A 25308-nucleotide genomic window follows, 5' to 3' on the forward strand; every position below is an offset into this window, starting at 1 on the left:
TGGGCCGGGGTCGGTCCCCTCCGGGAGACCGCCCCCGGCCCGTGTCCTACAGCGCCGCCCGGGCCGCCTCGGCCAGCCGCACGACCGACGCGTCGGCCACGGCCGCCACCTCCTCGTACCCGAACCAGCGCAGGTCCAGCGACTCCTCGCTGATCGCCGCCACCGCGTCCGGCGGGGCGACCGCCAGGTACTGCACATCGAGGTGCCAGTGGCACGGCGCCGGGATCGGATGCCGGTCCAGCCGGACCGGCCCGCCCGGCAGGAGCGTCAGCCCGGAGATACCCGACTCCTCCGTGGCCTCCCTCAGCGCCGCCCCGGCGACCGTCCCGTCCCCCGGCTCGCAGTGGCCGCCCATCTGCAGCCACATGCCCAGCTTCTTGTGCAGGGTGAGCAGGACCCGGCCGCGCGCCGGGTCGACCACCAGCGCGCTGGCCGTCAGGTGCCCGGCGCCGCACGCCTTCCACATCCCGTCCGGGTGGGCCGCGAGGTGGTCCAGATACACCTGCCGCAGCTCCGGCTGGTCCTCGTACCCCTTCAGTACGAGGACGGCGTCATCGTGCAGGCTCACTTCTCGGAGTCGTCCTCACCCTGGTCGCGCCGGTCCCGCTCGTCGCGCCCGTCCTGCCCGGCGGCCTCGCCGAGCATCTTGTCGAGCTCGGAGAAGTCCAGGTGCTCGCGGTGGACGAAGCCGTCCGGGTCGTCCAGGTCGGACGCGGTCGGCAGCATGTCCGGGTGCGCCCACAGGCCGTCACGGCCGTCGACACCGCGCGCGTCCGTCAGCGACGCCCACAGCCGGGCGGCGTCCCGCAGCCGGCGAGGCCGCAGCTCCAGACCGATCAGGGTGGCGAACGTCTGCTCGGCGGGACCGCCCGACGCGCGGCGGCGGCGCAGCGTCTCGCGCAGGGCGCCCGCCGACGTCAGGCGGCTCTTGGCGGCCTCGTGCACCACCGCGTCCACCCAGCCCTCGACCAGCGCGAGCGCCGTCTCCAGGCGCGCCAGCGCGGCCTTCTGCTCCGGTGTGTCCTCCGGCTGGAACATGCCCTGCTGGAGGGCTTCCTGCAGCTGCTCCGGGTTGGACGGGTCGAGCCCGCCGACCGCGTCCTCCAGCTTGCCGGTGTCGACCTTGATCCCGCGGGCGTACCCCTCGACCGCGCCGAACAGGTGCGAGCGCAGCCACGGCACATGGGCGAAGAGCCGCTGGTGAGCGGCCTCGCGCAGAGCCAGGTACAGCCGTACCTCGTCCTGCGGCACCCCGAGGTCCTTGCCGAACGCCGCCACGTTCAGCGGCAGCAGCGCGGCCTTGCCGGCCGGCCCCAGGGGCAGACCGACGTCGGTGGAGCCGACCACCTCACCGGCCAGGGCACCCACGGCCTGGCCGATCTGCTGGCCGAACATCGCGCCGCCCATGGAGCGCATCATGCCGATCAGCGGGCCCGCCATGGCCTGCATCTCCTCCGGCAGCACATTGCCCATGGCCGCGCCGACCTGCTCGGCGACCGGGTCCACCAGCTGCTGCCAGGCGGGCAGGGTCGCCTCGACCCACTCCGCGCGGCTCCACGCCACGGCGGTGCCCGCTCCGGACGGCAGCGACGTCACGCCGTCCAGCCACAGGTCGGCCAGGCGCACGGCCTCCTCGACGGCCGCCCGCTCGGCGGGGCCGACGCTGGCGTCCTTGGTGCCGTCGGGCGTGCCCTGGGAGACCGCCTGGCGGGCGATCTGCTTGGCCATGTCCCAGTTGACGGGCCCGCCCTCATAGCTCAGCATCTGGCCGAGCTGCTGGAAGGCCGCCCCCAGGTCCGTGGGGTTCAGCGAGCCGAACATCGCCGCGAACGGGTTGTCGCCCGGCATGCCGCCGAACCCGAAGGGGTTGCCACCGGCACCCTGGCCACCTTCGGCAGGTCCCTTCTTCTTGCCTTCGTCGCCGTCCTCCGGCTCCTCCGGCGGAAGGCCGAATCCGAATGGGGTGTCACTCACGGGGTTCCTCGGCTCGTAGGGCCGCCGGCTTCCTGCCGGCGGCGGCTGCCCGACAACACCACCAGCGTAGACATCCGAGCCGGATGTGGGCTCGGTGCTCCGCCGGCTCATGGCCTGGGGCAGGATGGACGCCACCTGGTACGTACGCGTCATACACGTACGTACTGAAGACAACCGCTGGAGACGCCCGGTGAGTTCCCCAGATCCACAGGTTCCCGCAGCGCACGACGCTGAAGTTCGCCAGAGGCGAAACAACTCGACCCCGTCCGCCGGCCGCGGCCCCGTCGTCGCGGTCACCGGTGCCGCGTCCGGCGTAGGCGACCTGCTCACCCGGCGCCTCGCCGAGTCCGAGGAGGTCAAGCAGGTCATCGCCATCGACGAGCGCCGCGGCGAGGTGTCCGAGGCGCAGTGGCAGATCCTCGACGTGCGCGACCCGGCCATCGCCGAGAAGCTGCGCGGGGCCGACGTCGTGGTGCACCTGGCCCTCGACCTCGACCTGGAGACGGACGCGGCCGCCCGGACGGCGTACAACGTGCGCGGAACCCAGACCGTCCTGACCGCCGCCGCCGCGGCGGGCGTCCACCGGGTCGTGCTGTGCACCTCCGCCATGGTGTACGGGGCGCTGCCCGACAACGACATCCCGCTGTCCGAGGACGCCGAGCTGCGGGCCACCGCCGAGGCCACCGGTGTGGGCGACCTGCTGGAGATCGAGCGTCTGGCGCGCCGGGCGCCCCGGGCGCACCCCGGCCTGAACGTCACGGTCGTCCGCCCCGCCGTCCTCGTGGGCGGCACCGACACGGCACTCACCCGGTACTTCGAGTCGCCCCGCCTGCTGGTGGTCGCCGGGTCCCGGCCGGCCTGGCAGTTCTGCCACGTCGAGGACCTGGTCAGCGCGCTGGAGTACGCGGCGCTGGAGAAGGTGGAGGGCGAGTTCGCGGTCGGCTGCGACGGCTGGCTGGAGCAGGAGGAGGTCGAGGAGCTGAGCGGCGTCCGCCGCATGGAGCTGCCGTCCGCGGTGGCCCTGGGGGCCGCCGCCCGGCTCCACAGGATCGGGCTCACCCCCTCACCGGCCGGGGACCTGGCGTACACGATGCACCCGTGGGTGGTCAGCGTCGGGCGGCTGCACGACGCCGGCTGGCGGCCGAGGTGGACCAACGAGGAGGTCCTCGCCGCGCTCCTGGAGGAGGTCGAGGGCCGCCACACGGTCGCGGGCCGCCGCCTCGGCCGCAAGGACGCCACCGCGGCGGGTGCCGCGGGCGCCACGGTGGCCCTGCTGGGCACCGCCGCCCTGGTACGCCGGGCCCGCAAGCGCCGGGGGCTGTGAGGCTCCGGGGCGCGGCCCTGTAGGAGGCTCCAACGCGCGCGTGGCCTGGCAGGTCGAAAACGCTATTCCGCGATGTCAGTGCCGTGCGGCACGATGGGCTGCATGGCACCCATGTACGACCACCCCGGCGAGCGCGCGGCGGCGGATCCGATCCGGCTGCTGGCGATCCGTGACACCCCGCTCTCCCTCGACGAGGTCTTCCGGGCCGTCGGCGACGACGCGGCCGGGGGGACCGCCCTCTTCGTGGGCACCGTGCGCAACCACGACGGCGGCGCCGACGTCGACGCCCTCGGATACTCGCGGCACCCCACCGCCGAGGCCGAGCTGCGCCGGGTCGCGGAGAAGGTCGTCGCGGACCATCCGGTGCGTGCGCTGGCCGCCGTCCACCGGGTGGGCGACCTGGCCGTCGGCGACCTGGCCGTCGTCGTCGCGGTGTCGTGCCCGCACCGGGCGGAGGCGTTCGAAGCGTGCCGCAAGCTGATCGACGACCTCAAGCACGAGGTGCCGATCTGGAAGCACCAGCGCTTCTCCGACGGTACCGAGGAGTGGGTCGGCGCCTGCTGAGCCGATCCGCAGGGTGGGCAAGCGTCCGATTTGCGTAACCGGACCCCTGGCGTGAGCGTTGAACCGACGGATGGTTAATCTGCTGATCAGTCAGCGCGCGTTGTGCTCACTGGGGACGGGAGGTCGCGATGGCAGTCCTCGCCTGGTTGTTGATTCCGCTGTTCGCTGCCATCGGAGCCGCTATATGGGGGAGCTGGGCCTCACGGGACCGGACCACCGGTGACGTGGCCGAGCTGGCCGGTTACGCGCGCTTCCGCGAGGTGATGGAGAAGTCCCACTCGGGCAGCGGCACGGTCTGAGCCCGCTCCTGGGCGTCCCCCCGGACGGACCGGCCCCAGGGGTGCACGGACGCACGCGTCCCGTACTGTCGTTCCATGCCACGCCGCACCGCGACGATGCTCGCCTCCACCCTCGTCCTGATCGCGCTGCTCTGCGCGGGTGTGTTCTTCCCGGTGCCCTACTCGGAAATGAGCCCGGGTCCGACGGTCAACACGCTCGGCGAGGCCGACGGCGAGCCGGTGCTGCAGATCTCCGGTCACAAGACCTACCCCACGTCCGGGCACCTCAACATGACGACGGTCAGGGTCACCGGTGCGGGCTATCGGATGAACCTGGTCGAGGCGGTGTACGGATGGCTCGCCCACGACAGCGTCGTGGTGCCGCACGACACGCTGTACCCGAACGGCAAGACCGAGGAGCAGTCGACCCAGGAGAACGCCGAGGAGTTCAGCCAGTCCCAGGAGAGCGCGAAGGTCGCCGCCCTCCGGCAGCTGGGCATCCCCGTGGCGTCCCGGGTGGTCGTCTCCTCCGTGCAGAAGGACAGTCCCGCCGAGGGCACCCTGCACGCGGGCGACGTGGTCAGGGCCGTGGACGGTACGCCGGTCAAGGAGCCGCAGGACGTGGCCAAGCTCGTCACCAGGCACAAGCCGAAGGAGCCGGTGGTGTTCACCATCGTCCCGGCGAAGGACGCGGCGGCGGCGGAGAAGGCGGGCCGGGAGCCCACCACCACCCAGCGGGTCACCGTCACCACCAGGACGTCCGACGAGGGCGACCGGGCGATCGTCGGCATCCAGGCCGGCACCGACCACACGTTCCCCTTCACGGTGGACATCAAGCTCGCCGACGTGGGCGGTCCGAGCGCGGGCCTGATGTTCTCGCTCGGGATCGTCGACAAGCTGACACCGGGCGACCTGACGGGCGGCAGGTTCGTCGCGGGCACCGGCACCATCGACGACGCGGGCAAGGTCGGTCCGATCGGCGGTATCGAGATGAAGCTGGTCGGCGCGCGGAACGCGGGCGCCAGGTACTTCCTGACACCGGCGGAGAACTGCGCCGCCGCGGCCTCCGACACGCCCGACGGGCTCACCCTGATCAAGGTCGACACGATCAAGGACGCGGTGGCGTCGCTGGAGAAGGTCCGCAAGGGCGCCACCACGGGCCTCCCCGGCTGCTCGGCCGGCTGACCCGGTCCCGGGCCACGCCCTGCCGCCCGGCGCGTGCGAGGGGACCCGGCGCCGGCCGTCGGGTGGGACGCCGTCCGGTGGGACGCACCACGCCGGGCGCCCGGTGGGACGCGCCCGCCGGGCGCGCCCGGCCGGGGCGGGTCGGTCAGGCGAAGGTCGCCGCGAGGGCTTCGGCCAGGCCGGGGACCAGGTCGGCGCCGGTGAGGACCTCGGTGGGGGAGTCCTTCTCCCGCAGCCGGAGCGCCGACTCGCGGGCGCCGTCGCGCAGCACCGCCACCGTCATACGGACCTCCTGCCGGTCCGGGTGGGCGGCGACCCACTTCGCGAGGCCCGCCTCGTCGAGGCCGTCCGGGACGGAGGCCTCGGCGGACGGCGGGAGCATCAGCCGCTCCACGGTCATCGCGCAGCCGGCCACGGAGTCCGGCCAGGCGATGGTGCCGAGGAACTCGTCGAGCGGCCGGCCGGCCGGGATCTCGTCCTGCTCGATCGGGGTCAGCGGGGCGGCGGCCTCACCGGAGCCGAGGCCGAGCTGGGCGGCCAGCCCCGGTTCCTGGGAGCGCAGCCGCGCGGTGTCGACGAGGGCGAACAGCCGGGCCGGCTGGTCCCAGCCGAGGCCGGAGGCGTACTCGTCGATCTCGAGCACCGCGCGGGTCAGCGGGCTGGCGGCCATCGGGGGGCCTGAGGGGGAAACGTTGGACATGGTCAATATCCTGCCTCCTTTCGACCCGGGAACGGGAACTAGGTAAAGCTTCAGTAAGTTGCATCAGTGGGCTCTACGATCGCTGGGCCTGCTACACCACACGACCGCGAACTCGAGGGGCGCACGTTGGCTTTCCAGATGCCGGACCGCGGCGGAGGCCCGACCGGGCCACGGATCAGAGTCGGCCGGCCGTCCCGGCGGGCCCGTACCTTGCTCATGACACTGGGCGTCCTGGCCGTGCTGGCCATGCTCTTCGTCATGTTCGCCGGGTTCTGGACGGACTGGCTGTGGTACAGGTCCGTCCACTACTCGTCCGTCTTCACCACCACCCTGTGGACCAAGATCGGCCTGTTCGCCGTCTTCGGCCTCCTGATGGCCGTGGCGGTGGGACTGAACATCTGGCTCGCGCACCGGCTGCGTCCGCCGCTGAGCGCGATGTCGCTGGAGCAGCAGAGCCTCGACCGGTACCGGATGGGGGTCGCCCCGTACAAGAAGTGGGTGCTCCTGGCGATCACGGCCCTGATCGGGCTGATCGCGGGCGCCTCCGCCTCCGGGCAGTGGCGCACCTGGCTCATGTGGGTCAACGGCGTGCCCTTCGGCCAGAAGGACCCGCAGTTCGGGCTGGACGTGTCGTTCTTCGCGTTCGACCTGCCCTGGTACCGGTTCCTGCTGGGCTTCGGGTTCGCCGCGACCGTGCTGTCGCTGATCGCCGCGGCCCTGACGCACTACCTGTACGGCGGGCTGCGCATCACCAGCCCGGGTGCCCGCGCGACGGCCGCGGCGACCGGGCACCTCTCCGTGCTGCTGGGCGTCTTCGTCTCCCTGAAGGCCGTCGCGTACTGGCTCGACCGGTACGGCCTGGCCGTGAAGTCCAGCGACTTCAAGGCGACCGGCAACTGGACGGGCCTGCGGTACGTCGACGCCAACGCCTACCTCCCGGCGAAGACGATCCTCTTCTGCATCGCGGTCATCTGCGCCGTGCTGTTCTTCGCCACCCTCTGGCGCCGCACCTGGCAGCTTCCGGTGATCGGCTTCGGGCTCATGGTCCTGTCGGCGATCCTCATCGGCGGGCTGTACCCGGCGATCGTGCAGAAGTTCCAGGTCCAGCCGAACGAGCAGGCCAAGGAAGCGCCGTACATCGAGAAGAACATCGACGCGACCCGCAAGGCCTACGACATCGACCAGACGAAGCCGGAGAACTACTCCGGCAAGTCCACGGTCAAGGCCAAGGACCGGCTGCGGGCGGACGCCGACTCGGCGGCCAGCTACCGGCTGGTCGACCCGAACATCGTGTCGCCGACCTTCCAGCAGCTGGAGCAGCGGCGGAAGTACTACCAGTTCCCGACCACGCTCGACGTCGACCGGTACCAGGGCAAGGACACGGTCATCGGTCTGCGTGAGCTCAACATCAAGGGCATCCCGAAGCGGAACTGGATCAACGACCACTTCACCTACACCCACGGCTACGGCGCGATCATGGCCACGGGCACGGCGACGGACGCCAACGGCTCCCCGGTCTTCACCGAGTCCGGCCTGCCCACCAGCGGCCAGACGCCGAAGTACGAGCAGCGGATCTACTACGGCGAGAAGACCGAGCAGTACTCGATCGTGGGCGGGCCGCAGAAGGAGCTCGACTACGAGGAGAACGGCGAGAAGACCACCAGCTACCAGGGCCGGAGCGGGGTCAACCTCGGCAACGCGTTCAACCGGGCCGCCTACGCGGTGGCCTTCAGCGAGCCGCAGATCCTCTACTCGGGAGCCATCGGCGACGGCTCGCGGATCCTGTACAACCGCACGCCCAAGCAGCGGGTGGAGGCGGTCGCCCCCTGGCTGACCATCGACGGCGACGCGTACCCCGCGGTCATCGGCGGCCGGATCCAGTGGATCGTCGACGCGTACACGACGACGAACGGCTACCCGTACGCGTCCCGCACGACGCTGGGGGACACCACGACGGACTCCCTCACCGCCGGCAACCAGACCCGCGCGGTGGTCGCCCAGCAGAACCAGGTCAACTACATCCGCAACTCCGTGAAGGCCACCGTCGACGCGTACGACGGCACGGTGAAGCTGTACGAGTGGGACACCAAGGACCCGGTCCTCAAGACCTGGATGAAGGCGTTCCCCGGCACGGTCGAGCCCAAGAGCGCCATCAAGGCGGATCTGCGGGAGCACCTGCGCTACCCGCAGGACATGTTCAAGGTCCAGCGCGAGCTGCTGACCCGCTACCACGTCCAGGACGCCGCCCAGTTCTACAGCGGCAGTGACGCCTGGCAGGTGCCGGACGACCCGACGAACAAGGACGGCAACGCGGTACCGCCGTACTACCTGAGCATGAAGATGCCCGGGGACACCAAGCAGGAGTTCGCGCTGACGACGACGTTCACCCCCAACGGCCGGCCCAACCTGGGCGGCTTCATGGCGGTCGACGCCGACGCCGACAGCGAGGACTACGGCCGGATAAGGCTGCTCAGGGTCACCCAGGACGTGCCGGGCCCGGCGCAGGTGCAGAACAAGCTCAACAGCCTGCCCTCGGTCGCCCAGTTCGTCCGCGACCTCAAGGGCGCCGACTCCGACATCCAGTACGGCAACCTGCTGACGGTGCCGCTCGACGGCGGCTTCCTGTACGTCGAGCCCATCTACGCGCAGGGCCGCAACGCCCTCTACCCGCTGATGCGGAAGGTGGCCGTGTCGTACGTCGACGCGGACCAGCCGGAAGGCGACACGACCAAGGACACCACCGTGTTCGAGGACAACCTCGCCAAGGCGCTGAACGCGGTCTTCGGGGTGGACGGCGAGACGCCCACCACGCCGCCGCCGAGCGACCCGACCAAGCCGCCGGTCACCGGCGAGGCGGCGCTGGCCCAGGCCATCGCGGACGCCCAGAAGGCGTTCTCGGACAGCGAGGCGGCGCTGAAGAAGGGCGACTGGACCGCGTACGGCAAGGCGCAGGACGAGCTGGCCGCGGCGTTGCAGCGGGTCGCCGAGGCGGACGCCCAGCGCAAGGCCGACGCAGGCAAGAACGCCGACGGCAAGCCGGCGGCCGGAGCGGCCAAGCCGGCGGCCGGCGCCCGAGCGGCCGGAGCTGCGAAGCCCGCCTCGGACGGCTGAGGCACGGCATCCCCTGCCCGTCTTCCGGGGCGGGCAGGGGGTCCCCGCAGGCGTGATACGGTAGTGACACAACGACGCGGGGTGGAGCAGCTCGGTAGCTCGCTGGGCTCATAACCCAGAGGTCGCAGGTTCAAATCCTGTCCCCGCTACTGAAAGCAAGGGCCCGGATCCTTCCAGGATCCGGGCCCTTGTCGTGTTTCGGGGTAGGTGTACAAGCGTCGGTGCTCATCCGAAGAACAGCCCTGGCGGGGGCAGTTGAGGTGAGACGTGTTTGACTTGTCTCCCTGTGGGCATGTCGACAAAACGCTGAAGTGACCTCACTGGCTGCGGTATACCAGGTGTACGCGGGTAGCAGGTGGTGCGACGATGGGAATTATGGGGGACAGGGCAACTCTGTTGGAGACAGGGCGGTTTGTGCAGCGGTACGCCGAAAACGCCGCAGATGTGATGAGGGACGCTGCCATGGAGTCCACCGCCATGGACAGCACTGAGACCGTCGACCCCGTCGAGACCGAGGAGCGTCACCGCCGCGCCGCCGAGAACGGCGACACCGCCGCCATGAGCGTCCTCGGGGCCCTGCTGCTCCGCCGCGGCGACCTCGACGCGGCCGAGCCCTACCTGCGTGCCGCCACCGCCGACGGCGACCGCGCCGCCGCCAACAACCTCGGTGTCCTCCTCCACCAGCGCGGCTACGCCGACGAGGCCGCCGGCTGGTGGCGCATCGCCGCCGTGGCCGGTTCCGCCGCCGCCGCCCACGCCCTGGGCCGCCACTACCGCGAGCGCGGCGACGAGCCGGCGGCGGAGTACTGGCTGCGCCAGTCCGCCGAGCAGGGCCACGCCCTCGGCGCGTACGCACTCGCCGACCTGCTGGAGCACCGCAGCGACGTCGGCGCCGAGCGGTGGCTGCGCGCCGCCGCCGAGCAGGGTCACCGGGAGGCCGCCTACCGGCTGGCCCGCGCCCTGGAGCGCCAGGAGCAGACCCGGGCCCAGGCGGCCGACGACACGGCGTCCACCACGGGCACCGAGACCGCCGAGCAGTGGTACCGGCAGGCCGCCGCCCGGGGGCACCGGCGTGCCGCCCTGCACCTGGGCGCCATCCTGGAGCGGAGGGGCGAGCTCAAGGAGGCCGGCCGCTGGTACCTCACCTCCGCCAAGGACGGCGAGTCGCGCGCCGCCTGCGCGCTCGGGTTCCTCCTGCGGGACGCGGGCGACGAGGAGAGCGCCGCCGTCTGGTGGCTGCGCGCCGCCCAGGACGGCGACGGCAACGCCGCCAACGCGCTGGGCGCCCTGCACGCCGCCCGGGGCGAGCACCAGACCGCCGAGCGCTGGTACCGGGCGGCCACCGACGCGGGCGACGTCAACGGCGCGTACAACCTCGGGCTGCTGTTCGCCGCGCAGAACCGTGTCGCCCAGGCCGAGCAGTGGTACCGCCGCGCCGCCTACGCGGGTCACCGCGAGGCCGCCAACGCGCTGGCCATCCTGCTCCTCCAGGGCGGCGACCCGAACGGGGCGGAGCCGTGGTTCTCCAAGGCCGCCGAGGCCGGCAGCGTGGACGCCGCGTTCAACCTGGGCATCCTCTACGCGGGTCGCGACGACGACGGGACGGCGTTGCGCTGGTACGAGCGGGCCGCCGCGGCCGGCCACACCGAGGCCGCGCTCCAGGTCGGCATCGCCCGCCTGCGGGACGGTGACGAGCAGGAGGCCGAGCGGCACCTGCGGTGCGCGGCGGGCGGTGGCAGCGCCGAGGCCGCGTTCCGCCTCGCGACCGTGCTGGACGCCCGGCAGGCGCCCTCCGGGCCGCCCGCGCTGGGCGAGCCGCAGGCGCCCAAGAGCGAGTGCGAGGAGTGGTACGAGCGGGCCGCCGAGCAGGGCCACCGCCGCGCCCAGGTACGGGTCGGCATGCTGGCCGCCGCCCGGGGGGACACCGCGGAGGCGGCCCGCTGGTACCGGGAGGCCGCCGACGCCGGCAGCCGCAACGGCGCCTTCAACCTGGGTCTGCTGCTCGCCCGCGACGGCAACGAGCGGGAGGCGTCGCTCTGGTGGACCCGGGCCGCCCGCGCGGGTCACGGCCGGGCCGCCCTGCGCCTGGCGCTGCTCGCCGCCCGCCGGGGGGAGCTCAGCGAGGGCCGCCGCTGGTGCGCCCGCGCGGTGGAGCTGGGCCCCGCCGAGGTCGCCGAGCGGGCCGCGCGGCTCAGCGAGGCGCTGCACCAGGAGCTGACCGCCTAGGGGGTGTCCGGGCGGTCACGTTCGGAGCCGGATGGTGAGGGCTGCGGTGGTACCGGTCCTCATGAAGCCGGGTGGCCGTCAGCCGCGTGAGTCTTTGCGCAGGCGGGCGGCCCGGCTGTCGGTCCTCTCCGGGGCCGTGTGCCGGATGCCCCGGTGCCGCGAGCTCACCTGCCGCGTCGGCCTCGGCCTGGACCCGCTGAAGCAGAGGCTGCCACGTTCCGTCCGCCGACCACAGAAGGGAGCGCTGGAACGGCCGCAGCCCTCCCACTCCGCATCGCCCAGGTCACCCCGCCCCATGTCCACCCGAAACGATGCGCGGCCGGAGCGGTCACGTGATCGACCCGGTCTGGCCGGGACCGATCAGGGATCACTCCTGGGGCGGGCCGATGACCGACCGACCGATCCGCTCTGCCAGCCAGGAAGCATGCCGTTCACCGGACCCGTCGCGACTCCTACGGCGCACGTGGACGAGCACAGTGTGGTCGTCGGAACGCTGGTCGAGGCCCAGGGTCCGGCAGTTGAACAGCAAGGAGATCCGGGCGTTGTCGGCTTCGCCGCGGATGCCACGGTCCGGTGCGTCGGGCCAGATCAAGCCGGACCACCAGATCTCGCCGATGTTCGGGCCCACCAAGGCAGCGAAGCCCTCCTCGACGCTGTCCACGGGCCGGTACTCCATCGACGCCCACAGCGGCAGGTGCGAGGAGAGGAAGTCCGGATCACCGGAAAGGTCGGGCGCGTGCACTCCGCGGTGCAGACCCGTCGGGTCGGAAGGGTCCCGCGCCCAGTCCTCGACATCCTCCTTCCGGAACCAGGCGTCCGGCAGCGCCTCGCGCATCCGCAGCACTTCCGGGACGGTGCACAGCTCGACGTCCACCGACACCTCCGCGTACCGCCGGTCACCCACTCCCACAAGCTGACGAGCCACCCGCAGCGCCAGCGCCGGGTTTGGGGAACGGAAGATCGGGTACGCGATGGGGCTGGACATGCGAGCACCTTGCCACAGCCGGCAGCGGACGAAGATCCGTTCCCGGTGGAGCCCAGCCACGACCGCTCCCGCCGAACTCACGTGATCGCCCGCGCAGGCGCCCCGCACGCGTGCGGTCCGCCCGAACCGGCGGGCGGCCCCCTCCGGGCGGCGGACGGACCGCTCCTGCGGCGGCAGCCCAAGGCCCTCTTATGGATTTGCGCTGGTCCACGCGGTCCCGTAAGGTTGTGTTCATCGACGCGGGGTGGAGCAGCTCGGTAGCTCGCTGGGCTCATAACCCAGAGGTCGCAGGTTCAAATCCTGTCCCCGCTACTGAAACCGAAGGCCCGGATCCTCAGGATCCGGGCCTTCGGCGTGTCCGGGGTCGATTTCCCCTCGGCGGCTCCGCGGTCCCGGGGCCCCGCCCCCGGCCGTCCGCGCGTCCGGGCCCGCTCTCCCCGCCGCCGGGCACGCCGAAGCCCCCGGCGCGGGTGGCGTCCGGGGGCTTCGGTACGGGTCTACGGGTCGGTGCCATGGCCGGGTGGCCCTGGCGGCGGCACGGCGGCGCCGGAGTTCAGGCGGAGACGCAGTTCGGGCAGACGCCGCGGTAGGTGACCTCGACGTCCGAGATCGTGAAGCCGAAGCGCTCGGTCGCCGGCAGGTCGCCCAGTGGGTCGCCCGTGGGGTGCACGTCGCGGATGGCGCCGCAGCGGGCGCACACCAGGTGGTGGTGCGGGCGGTGGGCGTTCGGGTCGTACCGCTTGGCGCGGCGGTCCGTGGAGACCTCCAGGACCTCGCCCAGCGTCACCAGCTCGCCCAGCGTGTTGTACACCGTCGCCCGGGAGATCTCGGGGAGCCGCTCCACGGCGCGCGCGTGCACCTCGTCGGCCGTCAGGTGGACGTGGTCCCCGTCGAGGACCTCGGCCACGACACGCCGCTGTGCGGTCATACGCCAGCCGCGTCCGCGCAGTCGTTCCAACAGGTCACTCATGAAAACCAGCCTAACAGCAGGGGACCCAAGTCCCGAATCGGTGTGGCTTTGGAAGCGGACTTGACTTAGACAATGTCCATTGTAGGATCGGGGACGGCATTAGCCAAGGGACAGGACTTGCAGGACTTCGCAGGACACACGCAGGAGGCGCACGTGACGCAGGGACCGCTCACCACGGAGGCCGGCGCGCCGGTCGCCGACAACCAGAACAGCGAGACCGCGGGCGTCGGTGGTCCGGTTCTGGTGCAGGACCAGCTGCTGCTGGAGAAGCTCGCGCACTTCAACCGCGAGCGCATTCCGGAGCGTGTGGTCCACGCCCGCGGCGCCGGCGCGTACGGCACGTTCACCGTGACGGCGGACGTCACCCGGTACACCCGGGCCAATTTCCTCTCCGAGGTCGGCAAGCAGACGGAAACGTTTCTTCGCTTCTCGACCGTGGCCGGCAACCTCGGTGCGGCCGACGCCGTCCGCGACCCGCGCGGCTTCGCGCTGAAGTTCTACACCGAGGAGGGCAACTACGACCTCGTCGGCAACAACACCCCGGTGTTCTTCATCAAGGACGCCATCAAGTTCCCCGACTTCATCCACACCCAGAAGCGCGACCCCTACACCGGCTCCCAGGAGGCGGACAACGTCTGGGACTTCTGGGGCCTGTCGCCCGAGTCGACGCACCAGGTGACCTGGCTGTTCGGTGACCGCGGCATCCCGGCGAGCTACCGCCACATGGACGGCTTCGGTTCCCACACCTTCCAGTGGAACAACGAGGCCGGCGAGGTCTTCTGGGTCAAGTACCACTTCAAGACCGACCAGGGCATCAAGTGCCTCACGCAGGACGAGGCCAACAAGCTCGCCGGCGAGGACCCGGACTCGCACCAGCGCGACCTGCGCGAGGCCATCGAGCGCGGTGACTACCCGTCCTGGACGGTCGGCGTGCAGATCATGCCGGCCGCCGACGCCGCGACGTACCGCTTCAACCCGTTCGACCTCACCAAGGTGTGGCCGCACGCGGACTACCCGGTCATCGAGATCGGCAAGCTGGAGCTCAACCGCAACCCGCAGAACATCTTCGCCGAGGTCGAGCAGTCGATCTTCTCGCCGGCGCACTTCGTGCCCGGCATAGGCCCCTCGCCCGACAAGATGCTCCAGGGACGCCTCTTCGCGTACGGCGACGCCCACCGCTACCGCGTCGGCATCAACGCCGACCACCTGCCGGTGAACCGTCCGCACGCCACCGAGGCGCGCACCCACAGCCGCGACGGCTTCCTGTACGACGGCCGGCACGCCGGAGCCAAGAACTACGAGCCCAACAGCTTCGGCGGCCCGAACCAGACCGGCCGCCCGCTGTGGCAGCCGGTTCCGGTCACCGGGGTGACCGGCGACCAGGAGGCCCCCGTCCACGCCGAGGACAACGACTTCGTCCAGGCGGGCAACCTCTACCGGCTGATGACGGAGGAGGAGAAGGAGCGCCTGATCGCCAACCTGTCCGGCTTCATCGCCAAGGTCTCGCGCGACGACATCGCCGAGCGCGCGATCAACAACTTCCGCCAGGCGGACGAGGACTACGGCAAGCGGCTGGAGGCCGCGGTCCAGGCCCTGCGCGGCTGAACAGCACTGGATCGCTTGTCGTGAGCAGAGGGCCGGCTCCCGTACGCGGGGGCCGGCCCTCTCGCGCGTCCGCTATCCCACGGCCAGCGTGGCCTCGCGGAGCCGCACCGGCGCCCAGCAGCGGATGATGTCGCGCACCGAGACGACGCCGACCGGTCCGTCGCCGTCCAGCACGATGAGGTGGCGGAAGCCGCCGTGGGCCATGGCCTGGGCGGCCTCGGCGAGGGTCCAGTCGGGTGCCGCGAAGACGACGTCGGTGGTGGTGTGCGAGCCGGCCGTCTCCAGGTCGGGGTTCTGGCCGGCTCCCACGGAGGTCAGGATGTCGCGTTCGGTGAGGATGCCGAGGCCGCTGGTGTCGTGGTCGAGGACGACGGCCGCGCCGACGCGGCGCGCCGCCATCAGGGCGGCCGCCTGGCGGAGTGTGTGTGCGGGACCGATGGTGAGGACCACCGTGCTCATGGCGTCACGGACGAGCATGGGCGAAAGCCACCTCCTTGGTGAACCCTCATGAGAAAGGATTCACAAATTCACAAGTGGGGGGACTCTCAGAGTGGCAGCCGCCACGGGTCGCAACAAGAGGTGTGCGGCACCTGGCGCGCGCACGCCACTACGGCCGGTACGCGCGCACGCCCCCACGGCGCGCACGCGGACCCGTACGCTTCACCGGCCCGTCCGTACGCGATCCGGTCCGGGCCCCGGGCGCGGACCCGGCGGGTTCAGCGCCGGCCGAGGTGGCTCAGCAGCTCCTCGTGCAGGAGCCCGTTCGACGCCGCCGCGTTGCCGCTGTGCGGGCCCGGCTTCCCGTCGAGGCCGGTGTACACGCCGCCCGCCTCCTGGACCACGATGGCCGGCGCCGCCATGTCCCACAGCGACAGCTCCGGCTCGGCGCAGATGTCCACCGACCCCTCGGCCACCATCATGTACGACCAGAAGTCGCCGTAGCCGCGGGTCCGCCAGCACGCGCGCGTGAGGTCGAGGAACCCGTCGAGGCGCCCCTGCTCCTCCCAGCCGCCCAGCGAGGAGTACGCGAACGAGGCGTCCGCCAGCTCGCCGACGGCGGACACCCGCAGACGGGTCGCCGACGACAGGCTGCGGCCCGCGTAGGCGCCCGACCCCTTCGCCGCCCACCAGCGGCGCCCGAGCGCCGGCGCCGACACCACGCCCACCACGGGCTGGTAGCCGCCCGGTCCCGCTTCCATCAGCGCGATCAGCGTCGCCCACACGGGCACCCCGCGCACGTAGTTCTTGGTGCCGTCGATCGGGTCGATCACCCAGCGGCGGGGGCCCGTGCCCTCCACGCCGTACTCCTCGCCCAGGATGGCGTCGCGCGGGCGGGCCCGCTGGAGCTGACCGCGGATCAGCTCCTCTGCCGCCCTGTCCGCCTCGGTCACCGGGGTCATGTCCGGCTTGGTCTCCACCTTCAGGTCCAGAGCCCGGAACCGCTCCATGGTGGCGGCGTCGGCGGCATCCGCGAGGACGTGGGCGAGACGCAGATCATCGTGGTAATCGGCCATGGGCCGACTCTATCCCGGGGGACCGGCCGCTTCGGCAGGGCCTATTGACAGCCCGTGGCCGCCCGTCAACTCTGAGCGCAGAGCCGGAGCGACGGTGCGGGAGGTGACGATGCCCACCACGCGGGAAGCACTGCTGAACGCCGCCCTGGCGGCACTGCGGGGACTGCCCTGGTCGGCCGTCCGGATGGTCGACGTGGCCTCCGCGGCCGGGGTCTCCCGGCAGACGCTCTACAACGAGTTCGGCAGCAAGGAGGGCCTCGCCCGCGCCCTGGTGCGGCGCGAGGCCGACGCCTATCTGCGGGGCGTCGAACGCGCCCTCGGGGCCGGGCCCGACGCCGCGACCCGGCTGGTGTCCGTCGCCGAGTGGACCGTGGGGGAGGCGGCGGAGCGGCCGCTTTTGAGGGCCCTGCTCACCGGCTGCTGGGGCGACCGGCTGCCGGCGCCGCGCGCCGCCGCCGTCCGCTCCCGCGTCCTGGCTGGCACCCCGGCCCAGCGGCGCGCCGACGCCGGACCGCCCGCGCCTGGCGAGCTGCTGGCGGCCGTACGGGAGCGGTGGCGGACCGCCCTGGGGCGCGACGGCGCGGGGCCGGGCGAGGAGGCGTGCGAGCTGGCGGTGCGGCTGGCCCTGTCGTACGTCGTCGCGCCGGACAGCCGGGGGCTCGGCGCGCTGCTGCGGCACACCCTCAGTGCGACGAGCCGGACAGCTGAAGACCGATGACGCCGACGATCACCAGCGTGATCGAGACGATCTTCAGCACCGACACCAGGTCGCCGAGGAAGATCATCCCGTAGACCGCCGTGCCGGCCGCCCCGATGCCGGTCCACACCGCGTACGCCGGTCCGATGTCGAGCTTCCGCAGCGACAGGGTCAGCAGGCCGAAGCTCCCGAGGGCGAAGCAGGCGAACGCGATCGTCGGCCACAACCGGGTGAAACCGTGCGACAGCTTGAGGCAGACCGCGAAACCGGTCTCCAGGAAACCGGCGACAATCACCAGCAGCCACGCCATCGTCTGTGCCTCCCGCGTCGGTGACCCCGGTGAGTGATGCCGGTGACTGCTTCGTGTCACTTGGTGCGATTATGCACTTACCGAGCGGAAGCGTCCGCCAAGGTGCGCGACTCAGTCGCCCTCGCGTCGCTCACGCGTGGAGAGCAGCCGCCGCAGCGAGAACAGCCGGGCCGCGTCGGCGTGCCCCTCGGCCACCCACCCGTCCAGCCCGCAGTCCGGCTCGTCGTGGCTGCACGCGCGCGGACAGCGCTCCGTACCCGGCACGAGGTCCGGGAAGGCGTTGATGACGCGGGACGGGTCGACGTGGTGCAGCCCGAAGGACCGCACGCCCGGGGTGTCGATCACCCAGCCCTCGGCACGGTCCAGCGGCAGCGCCAGCGCCGAGGTGGTGGTGTGCCGGCCGCGTCCCGTCACCGCGTTGACGAGTCCGGTGGTCCTGCGGCGTTCCTCCGGTACCAGGGCGTTGACCAGGGTCGTCTTGCCGACGCCCGAGTGGCCGACGAACGCGGTGGTGCGGCCGTCCAGGTACTCGCGCACCCGGTCGGCGGCGGTGTGCCCGTCGTACAGCTCGTCCTGGCTCGTGACGACGTACGGGATGTCGAGCGCGCCGTACAGCTCCAGCAGCTTCTCCGGCGGGGCCAGGTCGGACTTGGTGAGCACCAGCAGCGGCTCCAGGCCGCCGTCGTACGCCGCGACCAGGCACCGGTCGATCAGCCGGGGACGGGGCTCGGGGTCGGCCAGCGCCGTGACGATGGCCAGCTGGTCGGCGTTGGCGACGACCACCCGCTCGAAGGGGTCGTCGTCGTCGGCCGTGCGGCGCAGCACGGAGGCGCGCTCCTCGATGCGGACGATCCGCGCGAGGGTGTCCTTCTTGCCGGACAGGTCACCCACCAGGGAGACCCGGTCGCCCACGACGGCCGCCTTGCGCCCCAGTTCGCGGGCCTTCATCGCCATGACGACCCGGTCGTCCACCAGGCACGTCAGCCGCCCGCGGTCCACGGTGAGGACCATGCCCCCGGCCGCGTCCTCGTGCTTGGGGCGGATGCTGGTACGGGGCCGGTTGCCCTTGCGGTTGGGGCGGGACCGGATGTCGTCCTCGTCGGTGTTCTTGCCGTAGCGGCGCATGTCGTCAGGCCTCGAGCATTCCGGTCCACATCTGCGGGAAGTCCGGCAGCGTCTTCGCGGTCGTCGCGACGTTCTCGATCTCCACGCCGGGGACGGCGAGGCCGATGACCGAACCGGCCGTCGCCATCCGGTGGTCGTCGTACGTGTGGAACACGCCGCCGTGCAGCGGGCGCGGCCGGATGTGCAGGCCGTCCGCGGTCTCGGTGACGTCACCGCCCAGCCCGTTGATCTCCTTGGTGAGCGCGGCCAGCCGGTCCGTCTCGTGGAGGCGCAGGTGGGCCACGCCGCGCAGCGTGGAGGGCGAGTCGGCGAGGGCGGCGACCGCGGCGATGCCGGGCGTCAGCTCGCCGACCTCGCCCAGGTCCACGTCGATGCCGTGGACGCGGCCCGTGCCGGTGAAGGTGAGGCCCTCCTCGGTGAGCTCGCAGGAGCCACCCATCTCGGTGAAGATCTCCCGCAGCGCGTCACCGGGCTGGGTGGTCCGCTCCGGCCAGTCGGGGATGGTGACCCGACCGCCGGTGACCAGCGCGGCGGCCAGGAACGGCTGCGCGTTCGACAGGTCGGGCTCGATCGTCAGGTCCCGGCCCAGCAGCGCCGAGGGGGAGACGCGCCAGACGTCGGGCTCGCCGCCCGTCTCCGGCTCGTCGACCTGCGCGCCGACCGCGCGCAGCATGTCGACGGTCATGCGGATGTGCGGCATGGACGGCAGCCGGGAGCCCGTGTGCCGCACCTCCACGCCCTGGTTGAAGCGCGGCGCGGACAGCAGCAGGGCGCTGACGAACTGGGACGACGACGAGGCGTCGATCTCCACCGGGCCGCCCTCCAGGGCACCCGCCCCGTGCACCGTCATCGGCAGGGCGCCGCGCGCCTCGTCGTCGATCCGGGCGCCCAGGACGCGCAGGGCGTCGATCACGCCGTGCAGCGGCCGCTCGTAGGAGCGCGGGTCGCCGTCGAAGCGGACCGGGCCGGTGGCGAGCGTCGCGACCGGCGGGAGGAAGCGCATGACCGTTCCCGCGTTGCCGACGTCGATCGTGGCGGGGCCGTGCAGCCCCGCCGGGATGACCCGCCACCGCTCGCCGCTGCCGTCGGGGCCCACGCCCTCCTCGATGCCCACGCCCATCGTGCGCAGCGCCTCCGCCATCAGCAGGGTGTCGCGCGAGCGCAGCGGGTGCCGCAGCCAGCCGGGCTCGGAGGCGAGGGCGGCGAGCACCAGAGCCCGGTTGGTGACCGACTTGGACCCGGGCACGGTGACGGTCGCGTCCACGGCTCCACTCGCGTACGGGGCCGGCCAGAGATCGAGCTGCGCGGGGGTTTCGGTCATGCCCCTCACTTTAGACGGGGCGGATGGTCACGGCCGATCACAGGCCGAGCAGCCAGCGCCCACCGCCGATCAGGGAGCACAGCGACACGGCGTGGAAGAGGAACAGCCACAGCGCCGCCGGCACGTGCGTGAGCCGCGACAGCTGGTCGGCGTCCGAGTCCGGGGCCCCGCCGTGCCGCCGCTTGGCCTGGAGCTCGAAGACCGGGCGTACCCCGCCCAGCAGCAGGAACCACACCGCGCTGTACGCGAACGCCGCCTGCACCTCCGGCCCCGTCAGCAACGACACCGCCAGGAAGGCCGCCCCCGCCGCCACCACGGTGAGCATCCCGTAGGCGTTGCGGACCATCACCAGCATGGCCAGCAGCAGCGCGGTGGCGATCCACAGCAGCAGCGTGACGCGGTGCGCGGCGAGCAGCCAGGCGCCGCCGAGGCCGAGCAGGGAGGGCGCCGTGTAGCCGGCCGCGGCGGTCAGGATCATGCCGAGGCCGGTCGGCCTGCCCCGGCTGACCGTCAGGCCGCTGGTGTCGGAGTGGAGCCGGATGCCGTCCAGCCGGCGGCCCGTGAGCAGGGCGATCAGCCCGTGACCGCCCTCGTGGGCGATGGTGACGGCGTTGCGCGCGACGCGCCACACCCGGTGCGGGGCGGTCACGGCCAGCGCGGCCACGGCGGTGACGACGACGAGCCACAGGTCCGGGGCGGGCTGGGTACCGAGGAGATCGGTGCTGGCCATTTCTCGGACGGCTCCTCATGGGGTCGGTGGTACGTGGCAATGTTGGCAAGTATGTGCGGACGTTATTCGGCGAGTCGTAGGCCCGAGGATCTGACCGGCCTCTTCCGGATAGAGAAGTGGGAGCCGGAGGAGACCCTGGCCCCGGACTGGAACGTGGCCCCCACCAAGGAGGTGTACGCGGTCCTCGAGCGCCCCCTCAAGGAGGAGGACGCGGATCCCGACCGTCCGGTTCGGCAGCTGCGGGTCCTGAAGTGGGGTCTGGTGCCGTCCTGGTCGAAGACGCCGGAGGGCGCCGCCCGCATGATCAACGCCCGCGCGGAGACCGTGCACGACAAGCCGTCCTTCCGGCGGGCCTTCGCCCAGCGCCGCTGCATCCTGCCCGCCGACGGCTATTACGAGTGGGTGACCGGCTCCGCCGAGCGGCAGCTGGAGGAGCAGGGCGGGAAGAAGCGTCCCCGCAAGCAGCCCTACTTCGTCACGCCCGCCGACGGGTCGGTCTTCGCGATGGCGGGGCTGTACGAGTTCTGGCGCGACCCCACCCTGCCGCCCGACCACCCGCGGGCGTGGTGGGCCACCTGCTCGGTGATCACCACCGAGGCCGACAAGGAGCCCCTGGGCGTGGCGCCGGACGAGGGGCCGCACTCGCTGGCCGACATCCACCCCCGGATGCCGCTGATGCTGACGCCCGACCGGTGGGACGCCTGGCTGGACCCGGCCCGCACGGACGCGGACGACCTGCGCTCGCTGCTCACCCCGCCGCCCGCGGGCCTCATGCGGGCCTACCCGGTGGCCACCGCCGTCAGCAACGTCCGCAACAACGGCCCCGAACTGCTGGAGGAGATCGCCGCCCCCGAGGAGCCGACGCTGTTCTGAGCCCCGCACACGGCAGGATGGCCGGGTGACCACCACCGAAACCGTTCCGACCGGCGCCGGCGAGGCGCGGATCACCTGGTACGAGGCCGGGGACCGCGCCGCACGGCTCGTCCTGGCCCTCGGCCACGGCGCCGGAGGCGGCATCGAGGCCCGCGACCTGCGGGCGCTCGCCGCGAGCCTGCCCCCCGCCGGGGTGACCGTCGCCCTCGTCGAGCAGCCCTGGCGGGTCGCCGGCAAGAAGCTGGCCCCCGCGCCCAAGCGGCTCGACGAGGGTTGGCGCGACCTGTGGCCGGCGCTCCGGGCACCCGGTCTGCCGGTGGTGGCCGGCGGCCGCAGCGCGGGGGCCCGGGTGGCCTGCCGCACCGCGCGGGAGCTGGGCGCCCCCGCCGTCCTCGCGCTGTCCTTCCCGCTGCACCCGCCCGGCAAGCCGGAGAGCTCCCGCGCGGACGAGCTGCTCGGCGCCGGGGTGCCGACGCTGGTCGTGCAGGGCGGCAACGACCCGTTCGGCCGGCCGGAGGAGTTCCCGGCCGGGGAGCACGAGCTGGTCGAGGTGCCCTTCGGCGACCACGGGTTCGCCGTGCCCAAGCGGGCGCCCGTCACCCAGGAGGACGCGCTGGTGACGATCACCGACGGCGTCGGCGCGTGGCTGGACGCCCTGCGATGAGGCGACGGCGGCGTGCGGGAATGCCGGACGGCCCGTCCGGTGTTGTGACGGGCGTCGGTAGGAGTACGGAGCCAGGAGAGGGAGTCCGTCGCATGGGTTCGACCATCTGCCCGAGCCGGTCGCAGTCAGCCACGGAGCTGGACTGGACCGTGCTGCCGGCGGCCAGGACCGCCCCTGGCCTGTCGGGTCGCACATCGGGCGGGAAGAATCGGAAGGACCTGTCCCCGGAAGGTCGACTATTCTCCGATTCGAGCGGGTCCGCACTCGGTCTCGCCGCCGCAGCGCTGGAGGAGGTGGGTCCGGTCACTGGGACCGACACAGGGACCGACGACGGCCACGAGGAGACGACGGCCGAGCGCAACGCGCGTTTCGAGCGCGACGCGCTGGAGTACCTCGACCAGATGTACTCGGCGGCGCTGCGCATGACGCGCAACCCCGCCGACGCGGAGGACCTGGTACAGGAGACGTACGCGAAGGCGTACGGGTCCTTCCACCAGTTCCGCGAGGGCACCAACCTCAAGGCGTGGCTGTACCGGATCCTGACGAACACCTTCATCAACTCGTACCGCAAGAAGCAGCGCGAGCCCCAGCGCAGCGCCGCCGAGGAGATCGAGGACTGGCAGCTCGCCCGCGCCGAGTCCCACATGTCCACCGGTCTGCGGTCCGCCGAGTCCCAGGCGCTGGACCACCTGCCCGACTCCGACGTGAAGGAAGCCCTCCAGGCGATCCCCGAGGAGTTCCGCATCGCCGTGTACCTGGCGGATGTCGAGGGCTTCGCGTACAAGGAGATCGCGGACATCATGGGGACACCCATCGGTACGGTGATGTCCCGGCTGCACCGCGGCCGCCGCCAGCTGCGCGGGATGCTCGAGGACTACGCCCGCGAGCGCGGACTGGTCCCGGCGGGCGCCGGAGAGTCGAACAACGGGAAAGGCTCGGGCTCATGAGCTGCGGAGAGCCGCACGAGACGGACTGCTCGGAGGTGCTGGACCACCTCTACGAGTTCCTCGACCACGAGATGCCCGACAGCGACTGCACCAAGTTCGAGGTGCACTTCGAGGAGTGCTCGCCGTGCCTGGAGAAGTACGGGCTGGAGCAGGCCGTGAAGAAGCTGGTCAAGCGGTGCTGCGGTCACGATGACGTCCCGTCCGACCTGCGGGCCAAGGTCATGGGCCGGATCGAGCTGATCCGCTCGGGCGAGGCCGTGCCGGACCACGACGTGACGGCCGCCACCCAGGAGTGACCCCCGGCCGCCTCGTCCCGGCGGCCCCGCGGCAGCCTCGCCGTACCCCGAGACCGTCCCGCGCGCGTGCGGGACGGTCTCCGTGCGTGCGGGGGCGCGCGGCCGTCCGGGGCGGGGAGGTTGGTCGCGGGCGGGCCCGGCGGCCCGCTGAGCCCCGTTTCCGGCCGCTCATGCCTCACATCACCCGAAGGTGCTAATCAGGTTCGTCCCGCCGCCGCCTCCCGGGCAACTCGTTAGCCTGACGGTCCACTTGGTCGACGTGAGCCGACGAGAGGCCGACGAGCCGGCGGGAGACGGTGGTGGGTATTCCGGTAGCGGCGCGCGCGTACATCGCGGGAGCCGTGGTGTGCGCCGCCGGGTGCGCGCTCCCGGCGTTCGGTCCCGGTGCCGGAACCCCCTGGTGGCCCCTCGCCCTGCTCGCCGCCCTGTACGCCGTGAGCGAGTGGCCCGCCCGCCGCTCCCGGCTCGGCGGAGTGGTCGGCGCCGGATCCTTCCTGTCCGTCCTGCTCGCCGCCGCCCTGCTGCTGCCTCCGGCGGCGGCCGCGCTGGTCGCCGTGCCGGGCGCGCTGATCTCCCGCGTCGAGCGGGGGCCCGCCCCGCCCCGCCGGATCTGGCGCGCCGCGCGGCTCGCCCTCGCCGTGTGGGCCGCCGCGCACGCCGCCCTGCTGCTGGACGGTCCGGCCGCGGTGGCCGCCTCCGACTTCCCGTACGCGCTGGTCCCCGCCGGCGCCGCCGCGCTGGCCTTCTGCCTGGTGCTCACCGCCCTCGACGGCGGCATCCTGGCCGCGGCGGAACCGGTGCCGCTGCGCGGCGCCTGGCACGGCCTGCTGCCCCGGGCCCTCGCCCCGCACGCGGTGCACGGGCTCGCCGGACTGATGATGGCGGTGCTGTGGCGCAGCCCGTACGGCTGGCCGGCCGCGCTGTTCGTCCTGCTGCCCATGTGCATCTCCTGCTGGATGTACGCGCAGTACCACCGCGAGCGCGCCGCCCACCAGGCGACGATCCGGGCGCTGGTGCAGGCCGTCGACATCAAGGACGCCTACACCCGGGGACACAGCGAGCGGGTCGGCCGGGCGTCCGTGCTCATCGGCCGCGAACTGGGTATGGACGAGGCCCGGCTCGACGTGATCCGGTTCGCCGGGATCCTCCACGACGTGGGGAAGCTCGGGGTGCCGACGCGGGTGCTGCGCAAGGACGGGCCGCTGACCCCGGAGGAGCGGCGGGTGATCGAGCTGCACCCGGAGTACGGGCACGAGATCGTGCGCGGCATCGGGTTCCTGGGCGAGGCGCGCGCCGCGATCCTGCACCACCACGAGCGGATGGACGGCAGCGGCTACCCGTACGGGCTCAGCGGCGACCGGATCCCGGAGGCGGCGCGTGTGGTCGCCGTCGCCGACGCGTTCGACGCGATGACGTCGACCCGCTCGTACCGCAGGGCGCGGCCCGTGGCGACGGCGGTCGCCGAGCTGGAGCGGTGCGCCGGGCGGCAGTTCGACCCGCGGATGGTCCGGGCGCTGGTGCGCGCGCTGGACCGGCACGGCTGGCAGACGGCGGTCACGGCGGACGAGAACGGCCCGGCGGCCACCGGTACGGGTACCGGTACCGGTACTCCTCCCGCCGACGCGCGCCCCGTGCCCCCGGCGCGGTCGCGGGGGAGCGTCCCCGTGGGCCGGCGACCGCGTCCCGGCCGTGGGCACGGCCAGGCCTGGGGCGGCGCCCGGTGACGCCCCGGCCGCACGGAGCCCCGGCCCACCGGCCCGGCGGCGACTCCGGGGCCGGGGCGGGCGGCACTGGGGCCGGGGCGGCCAATGGGGCGGGCGGCACCGCGGACGGCGGCGGCGTGGCGGGCGGCACCCCGAGCCACGGCGCCGGAAGCCGCCCCGGGAGCCGCACTCCCCGGAGCCGCCGG

The 25308-nt window shown here is 72.6% G+C and carries 24 protein-coding genes and 2 tRNA genes; 15 read left to right on the forward strand and 11 right to left on the reverse strand.

Annotated features, from left to right (window positions below; all coding sequences use genetic code 11):
- Nucleotides 1-46: 46 nt before the first annotated feature.
- Together IE109_RS23440 and IE109_RS23445 are read right to left on the reverse strand one after the other, a co-directional pair.
- Entirely contained in the window at nucleotides 47-568 is a 522-nt protein-coding gene (locus IE109_RS23440) for an NUDIX hydrolase (protein ID WP_189553015.1), read from the reverse strand.
- Entirely contained in the window at nucleotides 565-1974 is a 1410-nt protein-coding gene (locus IE109_RS23445; RefSeq protein ID WP_189553016.1) for a zinc-dependent metalloprotease, read from the reverse strand. The genes IE109_RS23440 and IE109_RS23445 overlap by 4 nt, the downstream gene beginning before the upstream one ends.
- 190 nt (nucleotides 1975-2164) lie before the next feature.
- Here IE109_RS23445 and IE109_RS23450 point away from each other — a divergent pair, with 190 nt between their 5' ends.
- From IE109_RS23450 to IE109_RS23465, 4 genes are all read left to right on the forward strand, one after another.
- The gene (locus IE109_RS23450) at nucleotides 2165-3298 is read left to right on the forward strand and encodes an SDR family oxidoreductase (protein ID WP_189553017.1); all 1134 of its coding nucleotides are present in this window, start codon (nucleotides 2165-2167) and stop codon (nucleotides 3296-3298) included.
- A gap of 102 nt (nucleotides 3299-3400) precedes the next feature.
- Nucleotides 3401-3862: a molybdenum cofactor biosynthesis protein MoaE gene (locus tag IE109_RS23455; protein ID WP_189553018.1), complete on the forward strand. Its 462-nt coding sequence runs from the start codon at nucleotides 3401-3403 to the stop codon at nucleotides 3860-3862.
- Nucleotides 3863-3990: 128 nt separating this feature from the next.
- The gene (locus IE109_RS23460) at nucleotides 3991-4161 is read left to right on the forward strand and encodes a hypothetical protein (protein WP_189553019.1); all 171 of its coding nucleotides are present in this window, start codon (nucleotides 3991-3993) and stop codon (nucleotides 4159-4161) included.
- A gap of 75 nt (nucleotides 4162-4236) precedes the next feature.
- Complete coding sequence (locus IE109_RS23465) at nucleotides 4237-5325, forward strand: YlbL family protein (RefSeq protein WP_189553020.1); 1089 nt, start codon at nucleotides 4237-4239, stop codon at nucleotides 5323-5325.
- Between the two features lie 145 nt (nucleotides 5326-5470).
- Here IE109_RS23465 and IE109_RS23470 read toward each other — a convergent pair whose 3' ends face one another.
- On the reverse strand, nucleotides 5471-6025 hold the full coding sequence (locus IE109_RS23470; RefSeq protein ID WP_189553021.1) for a PPA1309 family protein: 555 nt from the start codon (nucleotides 6023-6025) through the stop codon (nucleotides 5471-5473).
- Nucleotides 6026-6163: 138 nt separating this feature from the next.
- On the opposite strand from IE109_RS23470, the gene IE109_RS23475 reads away from it, so the two are divergent.
- The 3 genes from IE109_RS23475 (at nucleotide 6164) to IE109_RS23485 (ending at nucleotide 11362) form a co-directional block, all read left to right on the forward strand.
- The gene (locus IE109_RS23475) at nucleotides 6164-9136 is read left to right on the forward strand and encodes a UPF0182 family membrane protein (protein WP_189553274.1); all 2973 of its coding nucleotides are present in this window, start codon (nucleotides 6164-6166) and stop codon (nucleotides 9134-9136) included.
- A 75-nt stretch (nucleotides 9137-9211) separates the two neighbouring features.
- Nucleotides 9212-9285: transfer RNA gene (locus IE109_RS23480), tRNA-Met, on the forward strand.
- A gap of 217 nt (nucleotides 9286-9502) precedes the next feature.
- The gene (locus IE109_RS23485) at nucleotides 9503-11362 is read left to right on the forward strand and encodes a tetratricopeptide repeat protein (RefSeq protein WP_189553022.1); all 1860 of its coding nucleotides are present in this window, start codon (nucleotides 9503-9505) and stop codon (nucleotides 11360-11362) included.
- A 367-nt stretch (nucleotides 11363-11729) separates the two neighbouring features.
- Here the strand turns inward: IE109_RS23485 and IE109_RS23490 are convergent, their stop codons facing one another.
- Nucleotides 11730-12236, reverse strand: a complete 507-nt coding sequence (locus tag IE109_RS23490) for a hypothetical protein (RefSeq protein WP_189553023.1) — start codon at nucleotides 12234-12236, stop codon at nucleotides 11730-11732.
- A 349-nt stretch (nucleotides 12237-12585) separates the two neighbouring features.
- Between IE109_RS23490 and IE109_RS23495 the strand changes: the two genes are divergently transcribed.
- Nucleotides 12586-12659, forward strand: a tRNA-Met gene (locus tag IE109_RS23495).
- A gap of 241 nt (nucleotides 12660-12900) precedes the next feature.
- Here the strand turns inward: IE109_RS23495 and IE109_RS23500 are convergent.
- Complete coding sequence (locus tag IE109_RS23500) at nucleotides 12901-13317, reverse strand: Fur family transcriptional regulator (RefSeq protein ID WP_189553024.1); 417 nt, start codon at nucleotides 13315-13317, stop codon at nucleotides 12901-12903.
- Between the two features lie 153 nt (nucleotides 13318-13470).
- Here IE109_RS23500 and IE109_RS23505 point away from each other — a divergent pair, with 153 nt between their 5' ends.
- Entirely contained in the window at nucleotides 13471-14922 is a 1452-nt protein-coding gene (locus IE109_RS23505) for a catalase (protein ID WP_189553025.1), read from the forward strand.
- 72 nt (nucleotides 14923-14994) lie between these two features.
- Here IE109_RS23505 and IE109_RS23510 read toward each other — a convergent pair whose 3' ends face one another.
- Both IE109_RS23510 and hisN read right to left on the reverse strand, forming a co-directional pair.
- A complete protein-coding gene (locus tag IE109_RS23510) occupies nucleotides 14995-15399 on the reverse strand; it encodes a CBS domain-containing protein (RefSeq protein WP_189553026.1) in 405 nt (134 codons plus the stop codon).
- A 239-nt stretch (nucleotides 15400-15638) separates the two neighbouring features.
- A complete protein-coding gene (gene hisN / locus IE109_RS23515) occupies nucleotides 15639-16436 on the reverse strand; it encodes a histidinol-phosphatase (protein WP_189553027.1) in 798 nt (265 codons plus the stop codon).
- A 109-nt stretch (nucleotides 16437-16545) separates the two neighbouring features.
- Between hisN and IE109_RS23520 the strand changes: the two genes are divergently transcribed.
- Nucleotides 16546-17154 carry a TetR/AcrR family transcriptional regulator gene (locus IE109_RS23520; protein WP_189553028.1) on the forward strand — a complete coding sequence of 203 codons (609 nt, stop codon included), beginning with the start codon at nucleotides 16546-16548 and terminating at the stop codon, nucleotides 17152-17154.
- Here IE109_RS23520 and IE109_RS23525 read toward each other — a convergent pair.
- The 4 genes from IE109_RS23525 to IE109_RS23540 form a co-directional block, all read right to left on the reverse strand.
- Nucleotides 17120-17443 (reverse strand): DMT family transporter, encoded by a 324-nt coding sequence (locus IE109_RS23525; RefSeq protein ID WP_189553029.1) that lies wholly within the window; start codon nucleotides 17441-17443, stop codon nucleotides 17120-17122. The genes IE109_RS23520 and IE109_RS23525 overlap by 35 nt on opposite strands.
- Before the next feature lie 111 nt (nucleotides 17444-17554).
- Nucleotides 17555-18568, reverse strand: a complete 1014-nt coding sequence (rsgA, locus tag IE109_RS23530; protein WP_189553030.1) for a ribosome small subunit-dependent GTPase A — start codon at nucleotides 18566-18568, stop codon at nucleotides 17555-17557.
- Nucleotides 18569-18572: 4 nt separating this feature from the next.
- Nucleotides 18573-19889, reverse strand: a complete 1317-nt coding sequence (aroA, locus tag IE109_RS23535; protein WP_189553031.1) for a 3-phosphoshikimate 1-carboxyvinyltransferase — start codon at nucleotides 19887-19889, stop codon at nucleotides 18573-18575.
- A 37-nt stretch (nucleotides 19890-19926) separates the two neighbouring features.
- Entirely contained in the window at nucleotides 19927-20619 is a 693-nt protein-coding gene (locus IE109_RS23540) for a M50 family metallopeptidase (protein WP_189553032.1), read from the reverse strand.
- Nucleotides 20620-20670: 51 nt separating this feature from the next.
- Between IE109_RS23540 and IE109_RS23545 the strand changes: the two genes are divergently transcribed.
- The 5 genes from IE109_RS23545 to IE109_RS23565 all read left to right on the forward strand — a co-directional run bounded on the left by IE109_RS23545 (nucleotide 20671) and on the right by IE109_RS23565 (nucleotide 25123).
- Nucleotides 20671-21492, forward strand: a complete 822-nt coding sequence (locus tag IE109_RS23545; protein WP_189553033.1) for an SOS response-associated peptidase — start codon at nucleotides 20671-20673, stop codon at nucleotides 21490-21492.
- A gap of 25 nt (nucleotides 21493-21517) precedes the next feature.
- The gene (locus IE109_RS23550) at nucleotides 21518-22156 is read left to right on the forward strand and encodes an alpha/beta hydrolase family protein (protein WP_189553034.1); all 639 of its coding nucleotides are present in this window, start codon (nucleotides 21518-21520) and stop codon (nucleotides 22154-22156) included.
- 293 nt (nucleotides 22157-22449) lie between these two features.
- Nucleotides 22450-23103, forward strand: a complete 654-nt coding sequence (locus IE109_RS23555; RefSeq protein ID WP_189553035.1) for a sigma-70 family RNA polymerase sigma factor — start codon at nucleotides 22450-22452, stop codon at nucleotides 23101-23103.
- Nucleotides 23100-23399, forward strand: coding sequence for a mycothiol system anti-sigma-R factor (gene rsrA / locus IE109_RS23560; protein WP_189553036.1), 300 nt, complete (start codon nucleotides 23100-23102; stop codon nucleotides 23397-23399). Before IE109_RS23555 ends, rsrA begins: the two co-directional genes overlap by 4 nt.
- Nucleotides 23400-23695: 296 nt before the next feature.
- Nucleotides 23696-25123, forward strand: a complete 1428-nt coding sequence (locus IE109_RS23565; protein ID WP_189553037.1) for an HD-GYP domain-containing protein — start codon at nucleotides 23696-23698, stop codon at nucleotides 25121-25123.
- Nucleotides 25124-25308: the final 185 nt, after the last annotated feature.

The sequence above is a fragment of the Streptomyces lavendofoliae genome (assembly GCF_014649735.1).
GTDB classification, from domain to species: domain Bacteria; phylum Actinomycetota; class Actinomycetes; order Streptomycetales; family Streptomycetaceae; genus Streptomyces; species Streptomyces lavendofoliae.

Excerpts from the sequence above, each read along its gene's own strand:
- IE109_RS23455 (WP_189553018.1), top strand. The coding sequence starts at position 3,401 with ATGGCACCCATGTACGACCACCCCGGCGAGCGCGCGGCGGCGGATCCG.
- IE109_RS23460 (WP_189553019.1), top strand. The coding sequence starts at position 3,991 with ATGGCAGTCCTCGCCTGGTTGTTGATTCCGCTGTTCGCTGCCATCGGA.
- IE109_RS23465 (WP_189553020.1), top strand. The coding sequence starts at position 4,237 with ATGCCACGCCGCACCGCGACGATGCTCGCCTCCACCCTCGTCCTGATC.
- IE109_RS23470 (WP_189553021.1), bottom strand. The coding sequence starts at position 6,025 with ATGTCCAACGTTTCCCCCTCAGGCCCCCCGATGGCCGCCAGCCCGCTG.
- IE109_RS23475 (WP_189553274.1), top strand. The coding sequence starts at position 6,164 with ATGCCGGACCGCGGCGGAGGCCCGACCGGGCCACGGATCAGAGTCGGC.
- IE109_RS23485 (WP_189553022.1), top strand. The coding sequence starts at position 9,503 with ATGGGAATTATGGGGGACAGGGCAACTCTGTTGGAGACAGGGCGGTTT.
- IE109_RS23500 (WP_189553024.1), bottom strand. The coding sequence starts at position 13,317 with ATGAGTGACCTGTTGGAACGACTGCGCGGACGCGGCTGGCGTATGACC.
- IE109_RS23510 (WP_189553026.1), bottom strand. The coding sequence starts at position 15,399 with ATGCTCGTCCGTGACGCCATGAGCACGGTGGTCCTCACCATCGGTCCC.
- hisN (WP_189553027.1), bottom strand. The coding sequence starts at position 16,436 with ATGGCCGATTACCACGATGATCTGCGTCTCGCCCACGTCCTCGCGGAT.
- IE109_RS23520 (WP_189553028.1), top strand. The coding sequence starts at position 16,546 with ATGCCCACCACGCGGGAAGCACTGCTGAACGCCGCCCTGGCGGCACTG.
- IE109_RS23525 (WP_189553029.1), bottom strand. The coding sequence starts at position 17,443 with ATGGCGTGGCTGCTGGTGATTGTCGCCGGTTTCCTGGAGACCGGTTTC.
- rsgA (WP_189553030.1), bottom strand. The coding sequence starts at position 18,568 with ATGCGCCGCTACGGCAAGAACACCGACGAGGACGACATCCGGTCCCGC.
- aroA (WP_189553031.1), bottom strand. The coding sequence starts at position 19,889 with ATGACCGAAACCCCCGCGCAGCTCGATCTCTGGCCGGCCCCGTACGCG.
- IE109_RS23540 (WP_189553032.1), bottom strand. The coding sequence starts at position 20,619 with ATGGCCAGCACCGATCTCCTCGGTACCCAGCCCGCCCCGGACCTGTGG.
- IE109_RS23545 (WP_189553033.1), top strand. The coding sequence starts at position 20,671 with ATGTGCGGACGTTATTCGGCGAGTCGTAGGCCCGAGGATCTGACCGGC.
- rsrA (WP_189553036.1), top strand. The coding sequence starts at position 23,100 with ATGAGCTGCGGAGAGCCGCACGAGACGGACTGCTCGGAGGTGCTGGAC.